Source organism: Anaerocolumna cellulosilytica (assembly GCF_014218335.1).
In the GTDB taxonomy this organism is placed as follows: domain Bacteria; phylum Bacillota; class Clostridia; order Lachnospirales; family Lachnospiraceae; genus Anaerocolumna; species Anaerocolumna cellulosilytica.
In genome coordinates this window covers 5,331,565-5,353,797 of record NZ_AP023367.1, presented here as the reverse complement: position 1 = coordinate 5,353,797, position 22,233 = coordinate 5,331,565, and the positions used below count along the sequence as shown (strand labels likewise).

Annotated in this window: 14 protein-coding genes; 10 read left to right on the top strand and 4 right to left on the bottom strand. The window is 38.3% G+C overall.

Annotated features, from left to right (window positions below):
* The first annotated feature begins 13 nt into the window (after positions 1–13).
* From acsn021_RS22360 to acsn021_RS22335, 6 genes are all read left to right on the top strand, one after another.
* Positions 14–2,311, top strand: a complete 2,298-nt coding sequence (locus tag acsn021_RS22360) for an AraC family transcriptional regulator (RefSeq protein ID WP_184092781.1) — start codon at positions 14–16, stop codon at positions 2,309–2,311.
* A gap of 316 nt (positions 2,312–2,627) precedes the next feature.
* On the top strand, positions 2,628–3,578 hold the full coding sequence (locus tag acsn021_RS22355) for an ABC transporter permease (protein WP_184092780.1): 951 nt from the start codon (positions 2,628–2,630) through the stop codon (positions 3,576–3,578).
* Between the two features lie 32 nt (positions 3,579–3,610).
* Positions 3,611–4,531, top strand: coding sequence for a carbohydrate ABC transporter permease (locus acsn021_RS22350; RefSeq protein ID WP_184092779.1), 921 nt, complete (start codon positions 3,611–3,613; stop codon positions 4,529–4,531).
* Positions 4,532–4,599: 68 nt separating this feature from the next.
* Positions 4,600–6,129, top strand: a complete 1,530-nt coding sequence (locus tag acsn021_RS22345) for an ABC transporter substrate-binding protein (protein ID WP_184092778.1) — start codon at positions 4,600–4,602, stop codon at positions 6,127–6,129.
* Positions 6,130–6,368: 239 nt separating this feature from the next.
* Positions 6,369–8,291, top strand: a complete 1,923-nt coding sequence (locus acsn021_RS22340) for a family 43 glycosylhydrolase (protein WP_184092777.1) — start codon at positions 6,369–6,371, stop codon at positions 8,289–8,291.
* Between the two features lie 230 nt (positions 8,292–8,521).
* Positions 8,522–9,766 carry a 6-phosphofructokinase gene (locus acsn021_RS22335; protein ID WP_184092776.1) on the top strand — a complete coding sequence of 415 codons (1,245 nt, stop codon included), beginning with the start codon at positions 8,522–8,524 and terminating at the stop codon, positions 9,764–9,766.
* Between the two features lie 107 nt (positions 9,767–9,873).
* Here the strand turns inward: acsn021_RS22335 and nrdG are convergent, their stop codons facing one another.
* On the bottom strand, positions 9,874–10,359 hold the full coding sequence (nrdG, locus tag acsn021_RS22330; protein ID WP_184092775.1) for an anaerobic ribonucleoside-triphosphate reductase activating protein: 486 nt from the start codon (positions 10,357–10,359) through the stop codon (positions 9,874–9,876).
* Positions 10,359–12,479, bottom strand: coding sequence for an anaerobic ribonucleoside-triphosphate reductase (gene nrdD / locus acsn021_RS22325; protein WP_184092774.1), 2,121 nt, complete (start codon positions 12,477–12,479; stop codon positions 10,359–10,361). Before nrdD ends, nrdG begins: the two co-directional genes overlap by 1 nt.
* A gap of 424 nt (positions 12,480–12,903) precedes the next feature.
* Here nrdD and acsn021_RS22320 point away from each other — a divergent pair, with 424 nt between their 5' ends.
* Positions 12,904–14,700 carry an ABC-F family ATP-binding cassette domain-containing protein gene (locus tag acsn021_RS22320; RefSeq protein WP_184092860.1) on the top strand — a complete coding sequence of 599 codons (1,797 nt, stop codon included), beginning with the start codon at positions 12,904–12,906 and terminating at the stop codon, positions 14,698–14,700.
* A 35-nt stretch (positions 14,701–14,735) separates the two neighbouring features.
* On the top strand, positions 14,736–15,182 hold the full coding sequence (locus tag acsn021_RS22315; protein WP_184092773.1) for a GatB/YqeY domain-containing protein: 447 nt from the start codon (positions 14,736–14,738) through the stop codon (positions 15,180–15,182).
* 173 nt (positions 15,183–15,355) lie between these two features.
* Here the strand turns inward: acsn021_RS22315 and acsn021_RS22310 are convergent, their stop codons facing one another.
* Together acsn021_RS22310 and acsn021_RS22305 are read right to left on the bottom strand one after the other, a co-directional pair.
* Complete coding sequence (locus tag acsn021_RS22310; protein WP_184092772.1) at positions 15,356–16,189, bottom strand: MBL fold metallo-hydrolase; 834 nt, start codon at positions 16,187–16,189, stop codon at positions 15,356–15,358.
* A gap of 227 nt (positions 16,190–16,416) precedes the next feature.
* On the bottom strand, positions 16,417–19,731 hold the full coding sequence (locus tag acsn021_RS22305) for a GH36-type glycosyl hydrolase domain-containing protein (RefSeq protein WP_184092771.1): 3,315 nt from the start codon (positions 19,729–19,731) through the stop codon (positions 16,417–16,419).
* A 444-nt stretch (positions 19,732–20,175) separates the two neighbouring features.
* Between acsn021_RS22305 and acsn021_RS22300 the strand changes: the two genes are divergently transcribed.
* Together acsn021_RS22300 and acsn021_RS22295 are read left to right on the top strand one after the other, a co-directional pair.
* The gene (locus acsn021_RS22300) at positions 20,176–21,111 is read left to right on the top strand and encodes an ABC transporter permease (RefSeq protein WP_243167860.1); all 936 of its coding nucleotides are present in this window, start codon (positions 20,176–20,178) and stop codon (positions 21,109–21,111) included.
* 103 nt (positions 21,112–21,214) lie between these two features.
* Positions 21,215–22,135 carry a carbohydrate ABC transporter permease gene (locus acsn021_RS22295; protein WP_197978587.1) on the top strand — a complete coding sequence of 307 codons (921 nt, stop codon included), beginning with the start codon at positions 21,215–21,217 and terminating at the stop codon, positions 22,133–22,135.
* The last annotated feature ends 98 nt before the right edge of the window (positions 22,136–22,233 follow it).

Below are 22,233 nucleotides of genomic sequence, written 5' to 3'. Positions count from 1 at the left end.
TTGGGGTGTAAGCATGTATAAAAAAGTAATTCAAAAATACCGGGAACGTACCATACTGAAGCGGATTTTTTTGTGTACCTTTGGAATTTCTGCATTTTTTATAACCATTGCTTGTTTTATTGGTTTTTCCTGGGTGCAAAAGTTAAAGATGGACGAGCTGATTAAAAATGACCGGGAAGTTCTGTCCAATTATCATGCAGTGATTTACAATAATTTAGATTCTGCACAAAAGTCTCTGGAAACCTTGTTTAAGAATGTATATGTTAAGCGTATGTTAATAAACAATGAGGTCAGCTGGAATGACAATACCTCTGTCGTTGCTAATAGCATTGTAACGACTGTATCTGTCAATCCAAACCTTCACTCCATATATATTTTTGGTAAAGACGGAATATTGTTAAAGAGCAGTAATCCTCAGTATCCTACCACAAAAGAGGTGGATATGGGAGCTGAAAAGACGTTTGTAAACTCTTACTTAACCCGAATGAATCCATGGTCTTACACGGATATATATGGAGAAGAACATGAAATAGTAAGTCTTACCATAGGGGATTTTTCAGGTAAGGATAAGGTGTATGAGAATGGTATAGCAGTTAATTTGGACATGGGAGCAATTACAGGGCGGCTGTTTTCAGAGACGGTGCCTGGTGAGAATTTTATTATCCTGTCAAATGATGGTAAGGTACTGGCAGAATCCTCAGGAGAGTATATGTTTGGAGAGAACATTGCAAAAGAGGCATTTATAAGCACCATGTTTGCGGAGAATGATAGTGGGGGTATGTTTAAATTCTTAAGGGACAAGGTAAAATATACCGTCAGCTATATCCGTTCCAATGACGGTTATTACTATATCTTGCACATTTATCCCTACAGTACTATGCTAAATTCCATTGCTCATTCAAGAAATCTGGTTATTGCTGCCGGAATTCTATTGATGTTTGTATCTTTACTCACGTCTGCTTTTGTAGCTTTTAAGGTATATCACCCTATTGATGAGGTTATGGAATATATCAATGGGTCGGAAACGGCGGAGACTCAAAATGTGGAAAACAGCAGAAAAAAATACAAGGAGCTGTCTGTTATATCTGAAAAAATGCGGTTTATGGCAAGACAGTTGAATCATTTTAGTGAGGAAAAAGAAACGGATTATATGATTCATTATTTGAGCAGCCGCCATTATAACTCAAAAGTTCCGTCAGTCTTTCTGGAGAAGATGAAAGAAATAGAGGAGGCTTCTTATTACTGCGCTGTCTTGCGTATCTGTAATTTGGATAAGGTGATGAATGAGATTAAGGAAGCTGATATTTTAGAGCATATCAATAACATCTTTGAAATAGCAAAGGCAAGCTATGAATACATAGCGAAAGTTCTACTTTATGTAATTGACAGTGAATTTATTGCAGCAATATTGATTAGTCAGGGAGACTCCATGACAGATTCTTTATTCTACAGTCAATCAGAAAGAATCATTGATAGTATACGGCAGCAGCAGTTAATATATATTAATATCGGGTTAAGTGGAAAAAATACAGAGGTTTCTGGGCTTTATCAGGTGTATCAGACAGCAAAGGCCATTACTAAGTACCGGTTTTTATTTGGTGAAAATGCAATAATTACGGAGGAACAGATACACAATTGTTCCTTTGGCGGCTCCCACAAGGATTTTGATTTACGGGATATTATATGCAGTGTAAAAAAGCAGGATAAACAGTCCTTTATAAAAGAGTTTGAGGTAATGAAGGATTTTATAAAGGAACATTCCCTTCAAACCGGTTACGATTTATTAATATCCTTAGCCTGTGAGATGTTCTTGTATCATAATGAAATAACCCAGTACCGTTCCAGTCTGGGATTTTTGGATTATGAAAATGCCCAGAAGGAAGTATTATCGTTTGAGTATATAGATGAGGCACTGCCCTGGTTTCTGATATTATTTGAGAAGATACAGGATACCATTGGTGAGGCGCAAAGAAAGGGCAGTAGTGAAATCGTAGAAAAAGCTGTAAAGTATATAATGGAGCACTATAAGGACACCAATTTGAGTGCCCAGTACTTAGCGGATAAATTTAATATTACTCCGTCTTATTTCAGCCGGATTTTTAACGATTACACCAACTGTGCGTTCCCCGATTATCTGACGAATATCCGCTTAGAACAGGCAAAAAAAAGACTGATAGAAGAACCTTCCATCAGTATTCAGGCCATCTGTGAAGAAGTAGGATATTTAAACTCTTCTTACTTTACGGCTCAGTTCAAGAAAAAATACGGAATTCCTCCAAGTAAGTATCGTCTGAATAACCATTTAAAGTAAATTAAAATAGAACAGGAGAGTATATACTTCCGAAATAAGAAGAAGTGCATGTTTTTCCCTGCCGGTTTAGAGAGAATTAAGCTGGTATGTTAGAAAAGCAGGTGCTTCTTTTGCTGTTACCGGTAATGCAGTGGTGTCTTTGTATTCAGACGTTTTGATACATAATAAAACAATACTTTAGAATAATTCTTATAGTCTTAAAATCAAAAAAACAATGGTATATCAATTTTTTATGATTGCTCAAAAAGGGTGTAAGACTGCATAATCAAGGCAAGGAGTTATTGCGTTTAACATCTTAAGTTTAGGAGGAGAATTGGTGGAAACGATAAAAGTAAAAAGAAATACAAAGAAAAATTCCCTGTACAGTCATTTAAAAAAGTACGGTGCACTATGGCTGCTGGCACTTCCGGCAATTATTTTAATTGTTATGTTTTCTTATATTCCCATGTCAGGATTGGTTATCGTATTTAAAAAGTACAATTTTAAGGATGGTATTTTTGGAAGTCCCTGGGTTGGGTTGGAAAACTTTAAATTCTTTTTTTTCAACTTTGAAACTGCCTGGCGTGCTACAAAAAACACTATCATACTAAATGTTTTGTACACAGTCTTTGGTACCACAGCGGCAGTGGCACTTGCCATAATGTTTAATGAAATCAAAAATAAAAAGGTTTTAAAGGTTACTCAGTCGCTATCCATTATACCGTATTTCCTTTCATGGGTTATAGCGGGCGGTATTTTGTCAGCCATACTTGATTATGATGGAGGTACCATCAATTCTGTACTTACCTTCTTTGGTATGGAGAAGATAGACTTTTACAATGAACCTGCTTATTGGAGAGTAATTCTTCCTATCGCCAATATATGGAAGGGCGCAGGTTATAGCGCCATTATTTACTTTGCTACCATTACAGGGTTTGATACCTCTTATTATGAATCCGCAGAAGTGGACGGAGCAACCATGTGGCAGAAGATAAGGTTTATCACGATTCCTTTATTAAAACCTACGGTAATTATTTTGTTTCTTTTATCCGTTGGAAAGATGCTAAGCGGTGACTTAACAATGTTAATGTCTCTAACAAACTTATCACCTACCCTAATGAAGACAACGGATATTATCGACACCTTTGTGTACCGTTCTGTTATGGGTATGGGTGATTTCACAATGGGTTCAGCCATTGGTCTGTATCAGTCGGTATTTGGCTTTATCCTCGTAGTGTTTTCGAACTGGATTGCCGGTAAATTTGATAAAGACTATCAATTATTCTAAAACCATATTTTGATAAAAGAAAAGAGGCTGTCATGAATCAGATTAATGTAGGAACATCTGCGCGAAAGAAAAAGAAGGTGGGAAGCAGTCAGATTCTTCTGTTTGCATTTTATGCAATTGTAATTGCATTTGCCATTATGTGCTTATACCCACTGCTTTTGGCAATCGGGGTTTCCTTAACCGATGAAACCTTTGTAATAAAAAACGGTTACCGTGTTATCCCGGGAGAATTCTCACTAGCAGCTTATAAAATCGTGCTAGGCTCTCTTGGGAAAAATATACTGAATGCATATACGGTTACGATTATGGTTACGGTATTAGGTACGTTATTTTCGCTGCTGGTATCTTCGGCTATGGCTTATGTATTATCTATTAAGGAATTTAGACCCAGAGGCTTTTTGAACTTATTTTTATATATACCAATGATTTTCTCAGCGGGTTTATTACCCTGGTATATTATGTGTACCAAATACTATCATTTGACGAATCGTTTTTATGCCTTGATTTTACCAGCTACGTTAAATGTATTTAATGTGTTTTTGCTGCGTAACTTTTTTAACTCCATACCCGATGAAATGGCTGAGGCGGCAAAGATTGACGGAGCAGGTTATCTTAAAATTTTTTCCATTATCTATCTTCCTCTTGGCAAGGTGGGACTAGTAACGGTAGGTATGTTTTATGCCCTCTCCTACTGGAATGATTATTATCTGGCATTAATGTTTATAACAGAACAGAAGCTTTATCCGTTACAGTATTATTTATACAACATGCTTGCTAATGTGCAGTTTATGGCAACACAGGCAAACCAATCCTTAGGTTATAATATTAATGTACCTTTGGAAACGACGAAAATGGCTACTATATGTATTACCATTGGGCCAATCCTGTTACTGTATCCTTTTGCTCAGAAGTATTTTACCAAGGGTGTAATTGTGGGTGCGGTAAAAGGGTAAGCACCAGGCTATGATTTATTGTCCGGCAAACGGATTGTAAATAAAACTATATAATATAGGAGGAAATTATGAAAAAATTTAAAAAATTTAATGTATTTTTATCCCTTTTTCTGGCAGTTGTACTCGCCAGTGGTTGTGCAAACAAGGGTAACACACCGGAGAATAACTCTGTAAATGAAACACAAAATACAGGCAGTAATTCCGGAACCAGTGACAATCCATTACGTCCGGACACGCTGGATACCATTAAAGTCGTGTTATTCGGAGAACAGTCCCCTAGAATGGCAGAACTAATGGAAAACGAATTTCAGCAAATATTTATTGATGAAATTAACACAAAAGTTGAATTACAATATGTGCCATGGACAGAAAACGGTGCCGGCGGCAAAATAGACTTAATGATAGCCTCCGGACAGGATTTTGATGCGGCTCTCATTGATCCTAAATGGGCGGCTTCTAGTATCGGAAAGGGTTATCTTCAGGATTTAACAGAAGTAGTTGGTAAGTACTTACCTGACTGGAAGGAAGTTATGGATGAAGTTGCATTTAATCCTTATACGTATGACGGCAAAATTTATGCGATTCCCATTGGCAGTAAGCCAACCGGTGGTGTATTCGAGACTGTTTGTGTAAGACAGGATATCATGGATGAACTTGGAATTACGGAATTAAAATCTCTTGAGGATTTAAACAATTATGTTACAAAAGCAAAAGCGCTGTATCCTGATATGTATGCGACCTATGATTTAGCTTCCTCCGAATACATAGTCAGAGGGGCTGGTGAACGTAATCTGACACCGCTAACAACCGGTCTTTGGATTGACCAGGACACAAAAGAAGTCGTAAGTATTGCGGACAGTGAAGAATTTAAAACAGCAGTGACTCTTTACAATGGCTGGTACAAAAACAACCTGCTTCCTCGTGATATGCTTACCAATACAATTACACATCCGTTTCAGGCAGGTATGACTTTCTTCTTCCGAGGTACAAGCGGCAGTACAGTTATAGAAAATGAACCGGCTCTAAAACAGGTAGTTCCTACTGCTTATACAAAAGAGTACTATTTAAATCCTGAAAAGCCTTATTTTAAAAAATCCTATGAAAATACTGCATTCCAAGTACCTGTAACGTCAACAAAGGCGGATAGAGTTGCATTATTTATTAATACCTTACAGAAAAATACCGAGCTTGCCGATGCGTTCATATACGGTATTGAAGGTGAAGATTATAAGATTGTCAACGATAAAATTGTTCCGAATCAGACAGATGAATTATTCTATCAGTGGATGATATTTAATGTTAATATATCTCATTTTGATGAACGTTTCCCAGATGACTTCATTGATACTTACAGAAATTGGGATAACGAAGCAATTACAGATGTAACATATGGATTGACCTTAAATTATGATAACGTAAAAGCTCAGAAAGCTCAGATTGATACAGTGTGGACAGAGTTAGCTCATCCTATGCTGGCTGGGATACAAGATTATGATAAAGGCAGTAAAGAATTACAGGACGCCTTACAAAAAGCAGGCTGGGAAGACTATGTAGCAGACATTCAGAGACAGCTTGATGAATTTTTTAGTAAACAATAGTAGAATAGCAATAAGATTAAGAAGGAATAAAGCCATCCTTGCATAAGAAGTACCATGACTTTCAGATACTGTAACAACAGGAAAGTCATGGTACTTCTTAAGTTCTTTAAGTAAGCTTATGGTATTTTTTAAAAGGTAGTGCAAAATCTTGCAGTAGAAAATCTCAAAATGGCATGTCATTTAGCCAAAGATATGATAAAGTGAATCATTACTAAAATTGAAAGGGTGTACTTATTGCGATGAATGAGTTAGTTAGCAGCCTGCTTAAGCAGGATTTAGAAGGTATAAAAGTGATTTTAGGAAAAGACCCGAAGGCAATCATGCAAAGGGATGAAGAAGGAACAGAAATGGCTTCTTTGGCAGCAAAGACGGGGAATCTTGAGATTATAAAATATATTGTAGAATATTCGGTTGCCAGTTTTAATGAAAGAGATAAAAAGGGCAGAAGTTGTCTACATTATGGCGTTGAATCCGGTAACCTCCAGGTAGTCCAATATCTTACGGAAAAGGTGGGATTATCCCCGGTAGAGGGTGATTGTCAGGGAGTTACACCCTATCATTTAGCAATGGACAGAGAGTTTTTGGATATAAAAGAGTATTTTGGAGCCTACCTTAAGGCAGACTTTGAGGATATGTATCAGAACCCTATAAGAACCGGTATGTTCCCCGACCCTTCCATTGTACGGGTTGGTGAGGATTATTATATGGTAAATTCCTCTTTTGTATACTTCCCCTGTATCCCCATATCTCATTCAAAAGATTTAATACACTGGGAGGTTATCGGTCATGCCATTACCAATCCGGCATGGTCTTATCTGGAAGGACTAGAGGGCGGAAGAGGCTACTGGGCGCCGGATATCTCCTATAACGAAGGCAGATTCTACATTACTGCCACCTATCGTTTAAATGATGGAGGAGAGGTTCTAAGAAAGCAGATTGTTGTGTCCTCTGATAAACCGGAAGGACCGTATACGAAACCGACTTTTATAGATGAGGATGGCATTGATCCGTCTATCTTTACCGATGATGACGGAAGAAGATATATGCTTTTAAACCGGGGTGCCAGAATTTTTGAGATAAGCAAGGATGGTACCCAAAAACTTTCCGAACCAGTATTGCTATATTATGGTGATCAAAAAAGAGCACCGGAAGGGCCCCATCTTCTAAAGAAAGACGGCTGGTATTATTTATTCCTGGCAGAGGGCGGAACCGGAAGAGGGCATAGAATATCTGTGGTAAGGTCTAAAAACTTGTTCGGTAATTATGAAACTTGCCCTTATAATCCAATTATGACCCAGACTGACATGGATAAAACCCTGCAGTGTTGCGGACATGGAAAACCGGTAATGACTCAAAATAACGAGTGGTATATGGTTTATCTGTGTAATCGCTATATAGACGGTAAATACGGTATCCTTGGAAGGGAAACGGCTATGGATCCGATTACTTGGACTGCGGATGGCTGGCCGATTGTCAATAATCTAAAAGGGCCAAGTGTACTTATGAAAAAACCGTCTCTCCCAGAACATATATTTAATACAAGTGATTTGGATTCCTTTGAAAAAGAAGAGCTTAACAAGGAATGGATGACTGTTCGGAGCTGGAAAGAAGGAGGTATTTGTGTTCAAAACGGCTATCTGTGCCTGAAAGGAAGCCGTTTTGAAATGAACGATATCGGAGCGGAAAATTTATGCCTGCGCAGGCAAAAGAATTTCTCCTTTGATATGGTTGTTAAGATGAAGCTTCCTAAGCTACAGGAGGAGCAGAATGCCGGAGTAATCAGTTTTTATGATGAGAATACCTACTTAAAGTATGGAATCTATAAAAATGCGGAGGACGCTTATGAATTAAGGATATTTGAAAAGATTGATGCGGTGGAGAGATTTGCCTATTCACAATTGCTGCCAAGAACCGGTGGCGAATATCCACAAGAAATTTATCTTAAAACCCAGGTTAGAAATCTAAAGAGAAGCTTTTTCTTTAGCATGGATAAAAAGAATTGGATAGTAACCGGTGAGCTTAACAATGTATATTACCTTTGCAGTGAAGGCATTGTCAAAGGAAAGCGTTTTACGGGTGCAACTGTTGGTCTGTATGCTTTTGGAGGATCACAGGAGCTTTATTCCTATTTTACAGATTTTGAATATATTTCTATAGAGTAGTAAAGTAAAATAAACACATAAGAGTTTAGTTTAAGGCATGTTCTGGAATAAAAGCCAGGACATGCCTTATCTGCATTAGTTTAGTAACTATAATAATAATGGATAATTGATTACATATTGACAGGGTGAAAATGTAATGATATTGTGTACTAGCGCGGGTTTGAGATGCTTTAGAAAAACCTAAATTAATTAACAAAACAATACAGAGTTGAATATACGGAGGTAAAATCATGACAGGTAATGTCCTAGTAGGCCAATCTGGAGGACCCACGGCAGTTATTAATTCCAGTTTGGCAGGAGTATTCAAAACAGCGAAGGATTTAGGGGCAGGCAAAGTATACGGAATGCTTTATGGGATACAAGGACTGTTGGATGAGAAATACATTGATCTGGGAGAAAAGTTACACAGTGAATTAGAAATTGAGCTGTTAAAGCGGACACCCTCTTCCTATTTGGGCTCTTGCCGCTATAAGTTGCCGGATTATGATTCCCAACCGGAAATTTATGAAACATTGTTTAATACATTTAACAAATTAAATATTCAGTATTTTTTCTATATAGGCGGCAATGATTCAATGGATACAATTAAAAAATTATCCGATTATGGTACCGCCCATCAAAGTGAAATCCGTTTTATCGGCGTTCCTAAAACCATTGATAACGACCTTGAGATAACCGACCATACACCTGGATATGGCAGTGCTGCCAAATTCATCGGTGCAACTACTAAGGAAATTATTCGTGATAGCCTTGTTTATGACCAAAAGAATGTTACCATTATTGAAATCATGGGAAGAAATGTCGGATGGCTAACTGGTGCGGCGGCATTATCAGAAGGTGTTGACTGCGGAGGACCGGATTTGATTTATCTGCCAGAAACAGATTTTTCCATGGAAGATTTTCTGGAAAGAACAGCAAGGCTTCAAGCTCATAAAAAATCCTTAGTTATTGCTATTTCAGAAGGTATTCATTTAAAGGACGGCCGCTATGTATGTGAATTAACAGAGGATAGAAAATATGTTGACGGCTTTGGACATACTATGTTAAACGGGGCAGCAAATATCTTAGCACAGCGGGCAGCAAGAGAAATCGGGTGTAAAACTAGAGCCATTGAGCTGAACACCCTTCAAAGATGTGCATCTCATATGGCATCTTTAGTGGATATCAAGGAAGCCTTTTTAGCAGGTGCAGCAGGAGTTAGAGCCGCTGACGAAGGGAAAAGCGGGGAAATGATTATTCTTAAGAGAACGTCCGGTGATTCAAAGGCTTGCAAAAGTATCTATGAGTGTTCAACAGATACTTTTGATATTCATAAAATTGCCAATATGGAAAAGAAGGTTCCACTAGAGTGGATTGATTTAACCAATAACAAAGTAACAAAGGACTTTGTTGATTACGCAAGACCGTTAATTGGAGATGAACTTTCTCCGATTATGGTTGAAGGACTACCAAGACATATTGAATATGTCATATAAAGTTGTAATATAGACGGGGCAATGCAGTAAAATGAGTCAATTAACATAAACGGGCTGTGAAAAAGCGTATCATAAGCTTTTTCACAGCCCGTTTTTAATTACTATGTCTAAAGTATAGTAAGTGTATTGTTATTCAAGGTCTTTTTCACATCGATTACCCGCTGATTGCTGCTGCCCTTCCAGTGAAGTTGGGGATTAAGCAGTTCCTTGCAAAACTTACCGTCTACCAGTACATCAATCTGAGGCAGGAAAGAAAGTGCTGTTAACTCTTCCCATTCAAAACCGGTATAAACCCAAATGTTTTTTTTAGGGAAGCGGATGCGGATTTCTTCAATCAGTGCTCCTACCGCTTGCCGGTTGGCAGGATGCAGAGGATCTCCTCCGCTAAAGGTAATACCTTCTATATAAGTTTTATCGAGCTCTTTAAATAGCTCATCTTTCGCGGCTTCATCAAAAGGCAGCCCCCCCATCAAATCCCAGGTCACGGGGTTTTGACATCCTTTGCAGCCGTGGGTACAACCTGCAACCCACAGAACCACCCGCAGGCCGGTTCCGTTTAACATATCATCTTTCGTTATGTTGTGATAATGCATTACATACTTTTCCTTTCCTTGATTTCTGCCATTTTTGCATCATTGAGTCTGGTATCGCCTTTTACTCTGGAATAAGATAAATAGCCGTTCATACGGTCTATTTTAGTCAGGTTCGTACTTCCGCATTCTGGACAGGTATCCATTTCGAGTTCCTGATGGCCGCAATCATCGCAATATGCCAAGGAAAGATTTACACCTTCATACAAGCCCATGTCCATTGCTCTTCTTACAAGGGTCTTAATGGCATTGGTATTGTAATCAATGGGGTACTTCACATATTGGATTTTACCTCCATTGGACAGTTCCCAGAAACGGTATTCCAAATCCTGTTTTTGTACAGGTGTTATATCTTCTGTTACATGGCAATGGAAACTGTTGCTTACATATTCTCTGTCTGAAACATTTTCAATGATTCCGTATTTTTTGCGGAATTGCTGTACCTGAAGACCACACAGGCTTTCTGCGGGAGTTGCATATACGGCATACAGGTTCCCATCGACCTCTCTAAACTCATTGATTCTCTTATTAATATATTCTAGCACCTCGATAGCAAAATTACCATCCTGTACGATAGATTTTTTGTTATATAGTTGTTGCAATTCATTCAAAGCAGTAATACCAAAGGAAGCTGTAGCCGCCTTTAGGACAGGCTTAATTTTGTCATGTATGCCCAAATTGCCTCCATAAAAACCGCCTTCACAATAAGCCAGAGGATTGGTAGAGGCTCTCATTTCCCCAAGATACTCATAGGTTCTAATGTGTAATCTTCGAATTAAATTCAAGTAATAATCCAGTACTTCATAAAAGTCTTTATTCTCCTGTCTGGCTTTTGCCAAAATCATAGGGAGATGAAGGCTTACCGCACCGATGTTAAAGCGTCCCATAAATACCGGGGTATCTTGTTCGTGTGCCGGATGAATACCGCCTTCCCTGTAATAAGGGGATAAAAAGGCACGACAGCCCATGGGACTTATGATTTCTCCGTATTTTTTATACATACTGGATATATACCCTTCGCCGGTTAAACTCAGCCAGTCAGGGTACATGGTCTTGCTGGAACAATGGACTCCAGCTTCAAAAACCTCTTCTAAAGGGCATCCTTCGCCATGAAGATTCTTATCATACAGGAATACAATTTTCGGAAAGAGTACAGGTTTTTTACATCCTTTTTTACCTTGTCCATGTCTGCGCACATCTAATAAGGCAATGGAAGCCATTTTGGCGAAACGTCCGGTGCCGGTACCCGTAGTAACTGTTATAAATGGATAGTCCCCTCTACTAGAAGCAACCGTATTAAATTTATATTCCCAGCCCTGAAAGCCTTTTTCAAAATCTTCTTTTACATCTTTTAACGCCTCTTCGTTGGCAGCCTCTGGTTTTACGCCTAGATTCAGATATTTTTCATATAATTGTTCGTAGGATTTCTCAGCATAGGGTTCTAACAGCAGGTCAACACTTGGCACAGTAAAGCCACCGTACTGCTGGCTGGCTGCACTAAGAACAATATCGCCGATTACATCAAAGGCAACGTTTAGAGTTTTGGGTTCATTATACCAGAGGTTTCCCATCTCAAAGCCACCCTGCAACACATTTTTTACATCAAAGAGACAGCAGTTCATAGTATCTCTTCTGGCAGACATGTCATGAATATAGATAAATCCGTCTCTTGCAGCCTGCAATTCCTCTGTGGTCAGGAAGAATTTTTGGTATAATTCTTTGTTTAACTGATTAAAGATAAGGCTGCGTTTTGTGGACACCAGAGCACTATCTGTATTGCTGTTTTCTTTATCTCCGATATACATAATGGATTGGCTCTTTTTATATACTTCATCCAGCATATGTACAAAATCCTGTTTGTAATTTCTGTAGTCTCTGTAGCTTTTAGCCACCAAGGAATTAGTCTGTTCTAAGGCACTCTCCACCACGTTGTGCATCTCGCTTATGAAGATTTCTTCTTTATTCATGGCATTGACCTTTGTCTCCACATACTGACAGATAAACGCATGCTCAGCAGGAGTGAACTCAATTAAGGCGCGATGGGCAGATTTATCCACGGCTTTAATGACTTTCTGCACATTAAAATCTTCTTTTGTGTTATCTTTTTTTACTACTTTAATCATTTCAGGGCCTTCTTTCATTTTCTCATTTATGGTTTTATTTACTATTTTAATTAAGAAGTTTAGACGCTTCTTCACCAGGTTTTTTCTTTAAAAAAGCCTGTAAAGAAAGCATGTGCTTCATCATACATCACCTCCAACAGTACCAAGAAGGGAGTGGAAAATAAATCAACATGCAGTGGTATTATACCATAATAGTACTATATATTGTAGTCCTAAATGCAAAATTTTAAAAAATTTTTCACTTGACAAGTGGTAAAAGTCACAATTATCAGCTTTTTAAAAAAAGTACCAATATTATCCAAAGAAAGCTTTGAAAGAATAATCTATAAGAATTTCTGGTAAAACAGGAAAAGGTATGTTATTCTTAAAAACAGAAATAATGAAAAATAAATGGAAACACAGAGATACAAAAGGAGCTTCGGGAATGAATCTGCTAAATGTAGAAAAAATGAGCAAAAGCTTTACTGATAAAATATTATTTGACCAGGTTACGCTGGGTATTAACGAAGGTGACAAAATAGGTGTCATCGGTATAAATGGAACGGGAAAGTCTACACTATTAAAAATCATTGCGGGTCTTGAGGAGCCGGATGAAGGGCAGGTAGTCAAGGGTAAGAATGTGAAAGTGGAATTCCTTGCCCAGAACCCGGTATTTAAGGAAGAACTTACAATACTTGAGAATGTAATCATTGGCAAGAAGGCAGACGAGGATTACAGGAACCTTGAGGGTGAAGCCAAAACCATGTTAGAAAAGCTCGGAATAGCCGATGTTAACGGTAAGGTACAGGTATTGTCCGGGGGTCAGAGAAAGAGAGTTGCTCTGGTTCGTGCCTTATTAACGCCTGCACAGATTTTAGTCTTGGACGAACCTACCAATCACCTGGACAATGACATGGCAGAATGGCTGGAGGAGTACCTAGTTAAATACCAGGGAGCCTTCATTATGGTAACCCACGACCGGTATTTTCTGGACAAGGTAACTAACAAGATTGTAGAAATAGATAAGGGTAGTCTATATACCTACATTGCCAATTACACGGAATTTTTAAAGCTTAAGGCTGAACGGGAGGATATGGAGCAGGCAACGGAACGAAAGAACAAGAGCCTGTACCGCATGGATTTGGAATGGATGATGCGGGGAGCCAGAGCTCGTTCCACCAAACAAAAGGCACATATACGGCGTTTTGAAGAGCTAAGGGATCGAAAGATAATAGAAAAGGATAAGAATGTAGAAATAAATGCGTTATCCACAAGACTTGGTAAAAAAACCGTAGAAATCAACGGAATCAGCAAAGCCTATGGGGATAACGTGTTGATTCGTGATTTTAACTACATCATGTTAAAAAACGACAGACTTGGAATTGTAGGCCCTAATGGCAGCGGAAAAACGACTCTGTTAAAAATTATAACCGGAAATCTGCGACCCGATGAAGGCTTTGTAGAAGTGGGGGAGACCGTTCGTATCGGATACTTTTCTCAGGAAAATGAATATATGGACGAATCCCTTAAGGTGATTGATTATATCCGCAATGTGGCAGAATATATACAGACTAGCGAAGGCAGCACCAGTGCGTCCCAGATGCTGGAGCGGTTTTTATTTACCGGAGCTATGCAGTATTCTCTTATTGCTAAGTTATCCGGTGGTGAAAAAAGGAGACTTTATCTGTTAAAGGTGCTAATGGAAGCACCGAACATTCTGATACTGGATGAGCCTACCAACGATTTGGATATTAAAACCCTATCCATACTGGAGGACTATCTGGATAGTTACGACGGAATTGTGTTAACAGTATCCCATGACCGCTATTTTCTTGATAGAATCGTATCCCGTATCTTTGTCTTTGAAGGAATCGGCGTGATAAAGCAATATGAAGGTAATTTTACTGATTACAAGGAAATAGTAAAGGAACAGGAAACGCTGACTAAGGAGATTAAGAAAGAGAAGGATATACTTGTTGTAGGCTCTAAAAAGCCAAGGGAAGCTAAATTAAAATTCTCCTACCATGAACAACGGGAATTCGAGACAATCGATGAAACAATTGCCGCCTTAGAGGATGGAATTGCAGCTACCGAACAGGAAATGAGTGAGGTTGCCAGTAATTATTCCAAGTTAAATGAACTTATGGCAAAAAAAGAAAGCCTGGAAAAGCAGTTGGAAGAAAAGATGGATCGCTGGGTGTATCTTAATGACTTGGCGGAACAAATAGAAAATCAAAAATAATAAAAAGAAAAATAATACAAATGGAGGTAAATCGTATGACTAAGATTGAATTAGTAAGGGCAGAAATGGTAAAAGCTATGAAGGCTGGAGATAAGGCCAGAAAGGATGCACTTTCAGCACTGTTGACCACACTTAAGAATGTAGCAATTGATAAAAGAGCAGATCTGACGGAAGAGGAAGAAAATGGGGCGGTTTTAAAGGAAATGAAGCAGTTAAAAGAAACCTTAGAATCAGCACCTTCTGATAGAACGGAAATTATAGAAGAATGCAAGTTTAGAATTTCGGTATTAAGCGAATTTGCCCCACAGTTTATGTCCGAAGATGAAATTAAGAATGTAATCAATGAAGTGTTAAAAGAACTTTCTATTGATACACCGACTGCAAAAGACAAGGGTAAGATTATGAAAGAACTGATGCCAAGAGTTAAAGGCAAAGCAGACGGTAAGGTAGTCAATGACATTGTGGCTGCATTATTTGTTTAATATAGAAGCGAATTTTTTATCCTTTTACAAATTATAACGGATAGTTGCTAGGAATAAAAATACGAGAATGTAAGGTGGTTGTATCCTTACAGAAAGCCCATGAGTAACCGTTTCACAGTTTTGGTACTGTGAATCAATGGCTGCTCATGGGCTTTTACAATTAGTTATCTAAATTATATCTCCAGTTCTAATCCGTCATATGCAATCAAAAAACCAAGTTCCTTCCCCTTGCTTACCAATTCTTCATGCATCAGGCTGCCATTATGGGAAAAATGTGTCATAACAAAAAGAGTACTTTCATCTGCACATCCTAGGTGTAACATTCGTTCTCTAACGTTAGCGTTTTCTTCCATGCCCATATGGCTGGCACAGCCTGGAGTACCGCCCATGGTACAGTCAAGGCTGACTAGGTCAAAGTGCAATCCCCTCATTTGTTCCCAGGTTTCCTCCGTCATATAGCCGGTATCATTGCCATAGAACAAGGATTTATTAGTTTCATCCGTAAGGCTAAAGAGCAGACAGTTTTCCCGTGGGTCATGTGATGCTCTTAATGGCAGAATACCATAACCGGAAGCAAAAAAAGGACTTAGTGCCTGGATGGATTTAAATTCAATGCATTGAGGCAGATTAGCTGTGTCGTCTTCTTTTCTTAGCATCTCTGTATATTTCTGCTCACAGGCTTCATTCCCATATAGGGTCATTTTATTGTCATCTCGGCCATAGGCATAGGGGACACCTCTAAGAATTAAGTCGCTTGGGTAAAAGTGATCCATATGAGAATGGGTTAATAGTACGGTTTCCACCTCAGATAAGTTTAAATTCTGCACCAGAGCATGGTGATAGGTATCTGGTCCGAAATCAATCAGTAAATTAGTATTAACCAAAACCTGTGATCTGGAACGGAGATTTTTGCCTTTTAATTGACGAGCCCTCCTACAGCTCTCGCAGGTACAGAAAAGACCCGGCCAGCCTTCAGCGGCAGCAGTACCAAGATATTTAATTTTCATAGTAACTCCTTTCATTTTTTAATACATCATAGACGTTTGCAAAACAGTTCATTTATGTGATGGAATCAGTTGAAATAACCCAAAAGGGGTAGAGATTATTGGAAATCCACTCTTTATTTGGTTATTTCTCCCGATTTCTTACACAAGACAAAGAGTTTTGCAATTGTCTATTTAATATATCCTAGAAAAAAGAACAAATTATAAGTACCGTATTCTTAGTTAGAATATCATGTAAATGCTTTTACATGTATAGTCAGGTATTCATCACAGGTCAAAAGATCTTCTTTTGCGATTAGTAAGCCTGCCGTTCTATAAGGGTTATTCAAAACTTTTGCAGAAATCTCTTTCCCCTGACTGGTTATTTTAGTTTCGTCACTTTCTCCTATCTGATACAAGAAAGTAAAGGTTTTACCAAAGCATGTATAGGTGAAACGTAAACCATCCAATTCCCTTGGAAGAACCGGATCAATAATAATTCCGTCTTTTGTAAAACGAATGCCCAATACATGGCTGACCAACTGCCGGAAATAGATTCCTGGTCCGCTGGAATACAACCGCCAACCGCCTTTTACCTTAATATCGCCTGTCTTTAGCAGCTCAAAATGTTGCTCATATTCATAACGGTCCTTAAAAGCACCTTCGGAACTGCTAAAATACAAATTGCTTTGTCTAATGTTAGCATTTGCTACCGTTTTACGTATCAGAATGGGGTTAATTACAAACAAGGAGTCCCAGGCTTCCTTTCCTGCACCAAGCTTTGCCATAGCTTCAATATAACGAATATGTGCATGGGTATATTGAAGACTAATTTCACGTCCAACATTGGCAGCTTGTTCTGCCCGCTTAAACAATCGGCTGACTCCGCCGTCATAGTGAGCCGGTTGATCCATTAAACGTACGCCGTCGGGGCATTTCAAGTTCTGTTGTATGACAGATACATTTTTTTTGGACTGTTCTTTGTCCGCTAATTCAGCAATGATGCTTCTGGTCATAGGCAGCAGCCGGTAATGGATGCCGGTGGTGTCATCAGCAGGGTGGAGCATATGACGGTAAGTGTCGCCACATTCCAAAAATCCGGCTATAATATGGTCTTTGATTAGGATATTACAAAATGCATCCTTTACCATACCTGAAAGGATAGAAAATTCTTGCGCAAGCGCAGGTTCTGTATCTTTTAGAGCAGTGTTTAAAGCAGTAAAAGTCTGATAAGCAAGTGCTACGGTCCAGGAACTTACAAGCTTAACTTTTAATTCTTCACTGGCAGGTTGCAGGGTATCATCCCAGTCACCGCCTGCATAGGTAATCAAACCTGTATCCTTTACAAACCTGGTTTCCTTAAGATTTTTCAGAGCAAGACGGATATGTTCTAACAGACTTTGCTGTTTTTTCGGAGCATCCTCGTATGGCAGGATTTCTTTTAAAATATCCTTATCTCCTGAGGCGAGGATATAGTCAGCAACACACTTTAGAGGCCAGAAGATAACATCTCCGTGGCATTCACCGGCATTCATGGAATACTTATCAAACATAAACCACTGAGGCCATTCCTTTGTTTCGTAGCTTTGGTGGGAATAGATATTTAATAATATTTGCCGTAGGATAGTATGGTTTTGAGTAGCCAGGAAAAATTCCATGGGACCTTGGCACACATCTCTGGTACCCCAGGCAGCTCCACCGGGCTGCTCTAAACCGTGGGGCATGGAATAGTGAACCATAGCATTATGTGCATACCACCAGGCAGTTTCGTTTAAGATGTCTATTTTTTCATTTCCTGTTATGCCGCTCAGCTTAAAGTGATTAATTAGCCTTTGGTAAAATAAAAGTGCCTTTTCTTTTTCTGTCAGAAAGTCATATTGAGTAGTTTTCTCTATCGAAGGTTCTGTAAGAAAGCCCTTTATCAGAAGAGTAAAGCAATTTTTTCTTAAATGTATGGTTAAAAAGGTCTCATCAAAGGGAGTGTCACCTTCAAAAAATATCCGGTCATCGCTTAAGGTGAAATCAACATCCGGCAGAAGCAGGTCATAATGAAGACCTGGGTAGACGGTGCTGTCAAGGGTAAAGCGGAGCCCCTTCTCAATGGCTGTATATTCCAAGTTCTTTGTATATTCGTTATTACCCATAACAAGTTGGTTAGTAATAATGAAGTCGTAAGTTACGTTCTTATCACTTACTACAGAAAGAATGAGATCTGTATTGGAAACAGCAGTAAAAGCGGTTATTATCAAAGTGTCTTCGGGTAATTTGTAAAACCATCTGGAATAATTCATTCCCATTTCGAATAAGCCCGGCAGTGTCAGAAGATGATACTGTCCGTCAATACGAATATAGATACGCTGTCCGCTGTTTTTTAACAGATTTAAAAAGCCCCTTGGTGTAGAAAGAAATTTATGGAGGTCGGTATTGCCGATAACGATATGACTGTTAAAAATACCGTACATATATTGGGTGGAGGAAATTAACCGGCTGGAAACCTCTGTAACGTCAGGTGGTGTAATAATAATAGTACCATGGGGTCTTTCGGTTAAAAGTTCTTTTTCCTTTGATACAACATGGGAATGTTCTTTTGTAAAAAAAGAAAACAAAGAATCATTCTCTACTTCTTCTAATATACGTTCCGGGAACAAGGCGTCAATCTCTCCTTTGGTAAAGGAAGGGGAGGAATAGGGGCTGCCAAAGTATTCTTTTATACGGACAGGCTTTACCGGATGGGCATTGAAGTTTCTATGACGGATTCTTTCGTAGGTCTGCTTAATTTGTTCCCGGTACTCTGCTGTTCTTACTGCCTCTTTGTGGTTTGGCAAAAAGAAACCGTAAAAGGCAAAAGTATGCTCTCCTTGTAAATAAATTGGTTCTGTCTGAAGTGCGGTATAAGCAAATTCGTATTGGAGATTATAATCTAATAAATCAGAATGTAATATCTCAGGCGTGTTTGTATCTTTATAGCTTAGGCCAAAGAATTGCAAGCCGTCTGTAGAATAATGAGCTGCTTTTATTCCGAGCGTCCCCTGTTGGATATATGGGAAAGCATCATGAGCCGGCATATTCTGTCTGGAGCAGATTACATAACCGGTATCTTCTTCAAAAACGGTATGTCCTAGGTATTCCGACATGTACAGTTCATTGGTATAAACACTGGCTGCTTCTGCAATACCAATGTCCTGACCGTAGATTACATCCACTTCTTTATCATTGCCCCATAAGGAGATGTTCCAGAACCAGAGGCTGCCTTCGGGAGAGAAGGTAACCTGATAGGAAATGTCCTCCACTATACCCTCATATACGAGCGCTTCTTCTGAAAATAATAGCCTGCTGGCTGATTGTATGCCAAGAAGTGGATAAATGTTCACAGGGTATCCGTTATCATAAATCCTAAGATATATATTGTTTGCAGAGCCGTCCTTTACATTTCCGCGGAATTGGTTAATGAGATATTCACCCCGGGAATGTGTATAAGTAAAGGAAAATACATCCCCCGATGGGAGGAATCGATACCCCATATTACCTTGACTGATATCCATAAAACAACTTATTTTTTTCATCATGTCTGCAATCCTTTCTGTTAAAATGATGTATTTTAGGAGGTTGCGAAGCAAGACGACTTACCTTTTTGGCAAAGAGTTTCGCAAGTACCTAATGGATTATTTTTGTTTAGGAAACGTTTTCATAAATAAAGAAAACATTGTGGAAATATTTCTAAAACTAAGCTAAGTATAAAAGAAAACAGTAATTTTGTCAATAAGCCTAAGTGATAATTAACAATTTATAAAAGAACAATTATATAAAAATGCTAATTAGTACAAAAATTAATTGACAAAAGTAAAAATAGGGAATACAATAATCACATAAGACACAAAAAATGAATTGAATGGAAATGTTTCCATAGTAAAAATGTATAAAGTGAAAACATTTCCACAAAAAAATGTGGATGAGAAAGTGAGTTTCCGTAAAATAAACCATTTTATTAACAGGAAAGGCAGGTTAAATCTATGGAAAAAGTGAGGTTCCATCTTAAAAGTTTCTTTCGCGAATGCAAACGTAAAAAGGTCTTATTCTTAATGATATCACCGGTATTGCTGTATTTTATAATTTTCGCATACATACCCATGCCAGGTGCTTACATTGCTTTTGTGGATTACAACATTGGAAAAGGGATATTTGGCAGTAACTTTGTGGGACTAAAAAACTTTGAGTTTCTTGCCAGAACGGGAGACCTGTGGCGAATCACAAAGAACACCCTGTTGTACAATATGGCGTTTCTGGCATTTACAAATCTGTTTCAGGTAGCCTTTGCTATTATGATTTCGGAAATCAGCAGCAAATGGTTTAAAAAGATATCTCAGTCTGTTATATTATTGCCTTATTTTATATCTATGGTAATCGTCGGGTTTTTTGCTTACAACTTTTTTAATTATGACCATGGTTTTGTCAATACAATCTTAACAAGTCTTGGCTTTGAGAAACATGATTTTTATTCAGATCAGGGCATATGGAAATACATTATCGTATTTTTTAAGATTTGGGCAAGTACCGGTTATGGAATGATTATATATCTTGCAGCTATTACAGGTATCAGTACCGATATATACGAAGCCGCAGCTTTGGACGGAGCATCGCCAATACAAAAAATCAGCCGCATTATAATACCGTTGTTAAAGCCAACTATTATTCTTTTATTTTTATTCGGACTTGGGGGAATATTAAAAGGTTCTTTTGATTTGTTTTTTAACTTAATAGGGAACAATTCTGTTTTATTTAAACAGACAGATATTATCGATACCTTTGTATTCAGAAGCCTTGTGGGGTCGTTTAACTTCTCTCAGGGTGCAGCAGTTGGTTTCTATCAATCCATATTCGGACTGATTCTGGTATTAACGGTTAATGCAATTGTGAAAAAGATTGAGCCGGACAGTGCGTTGTTCTAAGTAGTTACATGGCTTTGAATAAGTAAAGTATGATGTGTGGAAGAAAAATAGAAACAATAAGAAAACAGTTGTGCCGCCTGAGGCGGCGGAATGAGAGGTAATTATGGCAGCAGAAAAAAATGTTGCAAGGATAAAAGTTAAGAAAATTATGGGAAGAGAAGAAAAAGTTATGAAGGCTTTCTTCTATATTATTATCACAGCATTCGCCCTGATTTGTTTATTTCCCTTTCTATTAATGATAACATCGTCCTTTATGAATGAAAAAGAAATCATCACCGAAGGATATAAGTTGTTTCCGAAAGAGATAAATTTTAGTGCATACAAGTTTTTGTTTAATAATTCTAAAAATCTTATCTCCTCTTATGGCGTGACAATTACTATTGCAGTGGTGGGTACTTTACTTGGCTTGTTTTTTATGTCAATGGCAGGTTATGTATTGTGCAGAAAAGATTTTAAATACAGGAATCAAATAGCCTTTTTTATCTATTTTACAACACTTTTTAGCGGGGGATTGATTCCAAGTTACATTCTTATGGTGAATGGATTAGGGTTAAAGGACAGTATCTGGTCGATGATACTGCCGGGTCTTATGAGTCCCTGGTCTATCTTTCTTATGAGGAATTTTATGAAGGCCATACCGGATTCCCTTTATGAATCAGGAGCTATAGACGGTGCGGGAGATTTTTATATTTACTGGAAAGTATTCGTGCCATTAGCCAAGCCTTCTCTTGCAACCATTGGATTGTTTTTAACCTTGGGTTACTGGAATGAGTGGTATAATGCCATGCTTTATATCCAATCTTCTAAAAAATATCCGTTACAGTATTTTTTGCAAAGAATTGTAACACAGGCAAATGTTCAGCTTTTAATTCAGCAGGGAATAACAGTGAGTACAGCGGACTTACCTTCCGAGTCGATTAAGATGGCAACCGCTGTAGTAGCCATCGGGCCTATTATACTAGTTTATCCGTTTGTGCAAAAGTATTTTGTAAGCGGCTTAACGGTAGGAGCTGTTAAAGGTTGATAATACGCTGGTAAAACAGCTTATTATATATTTATGGGGGAGATTTTCAGGTGACAGTGACAAAAGGCGGAGGCAGATTTTGCTTTGGAGCCACAGAT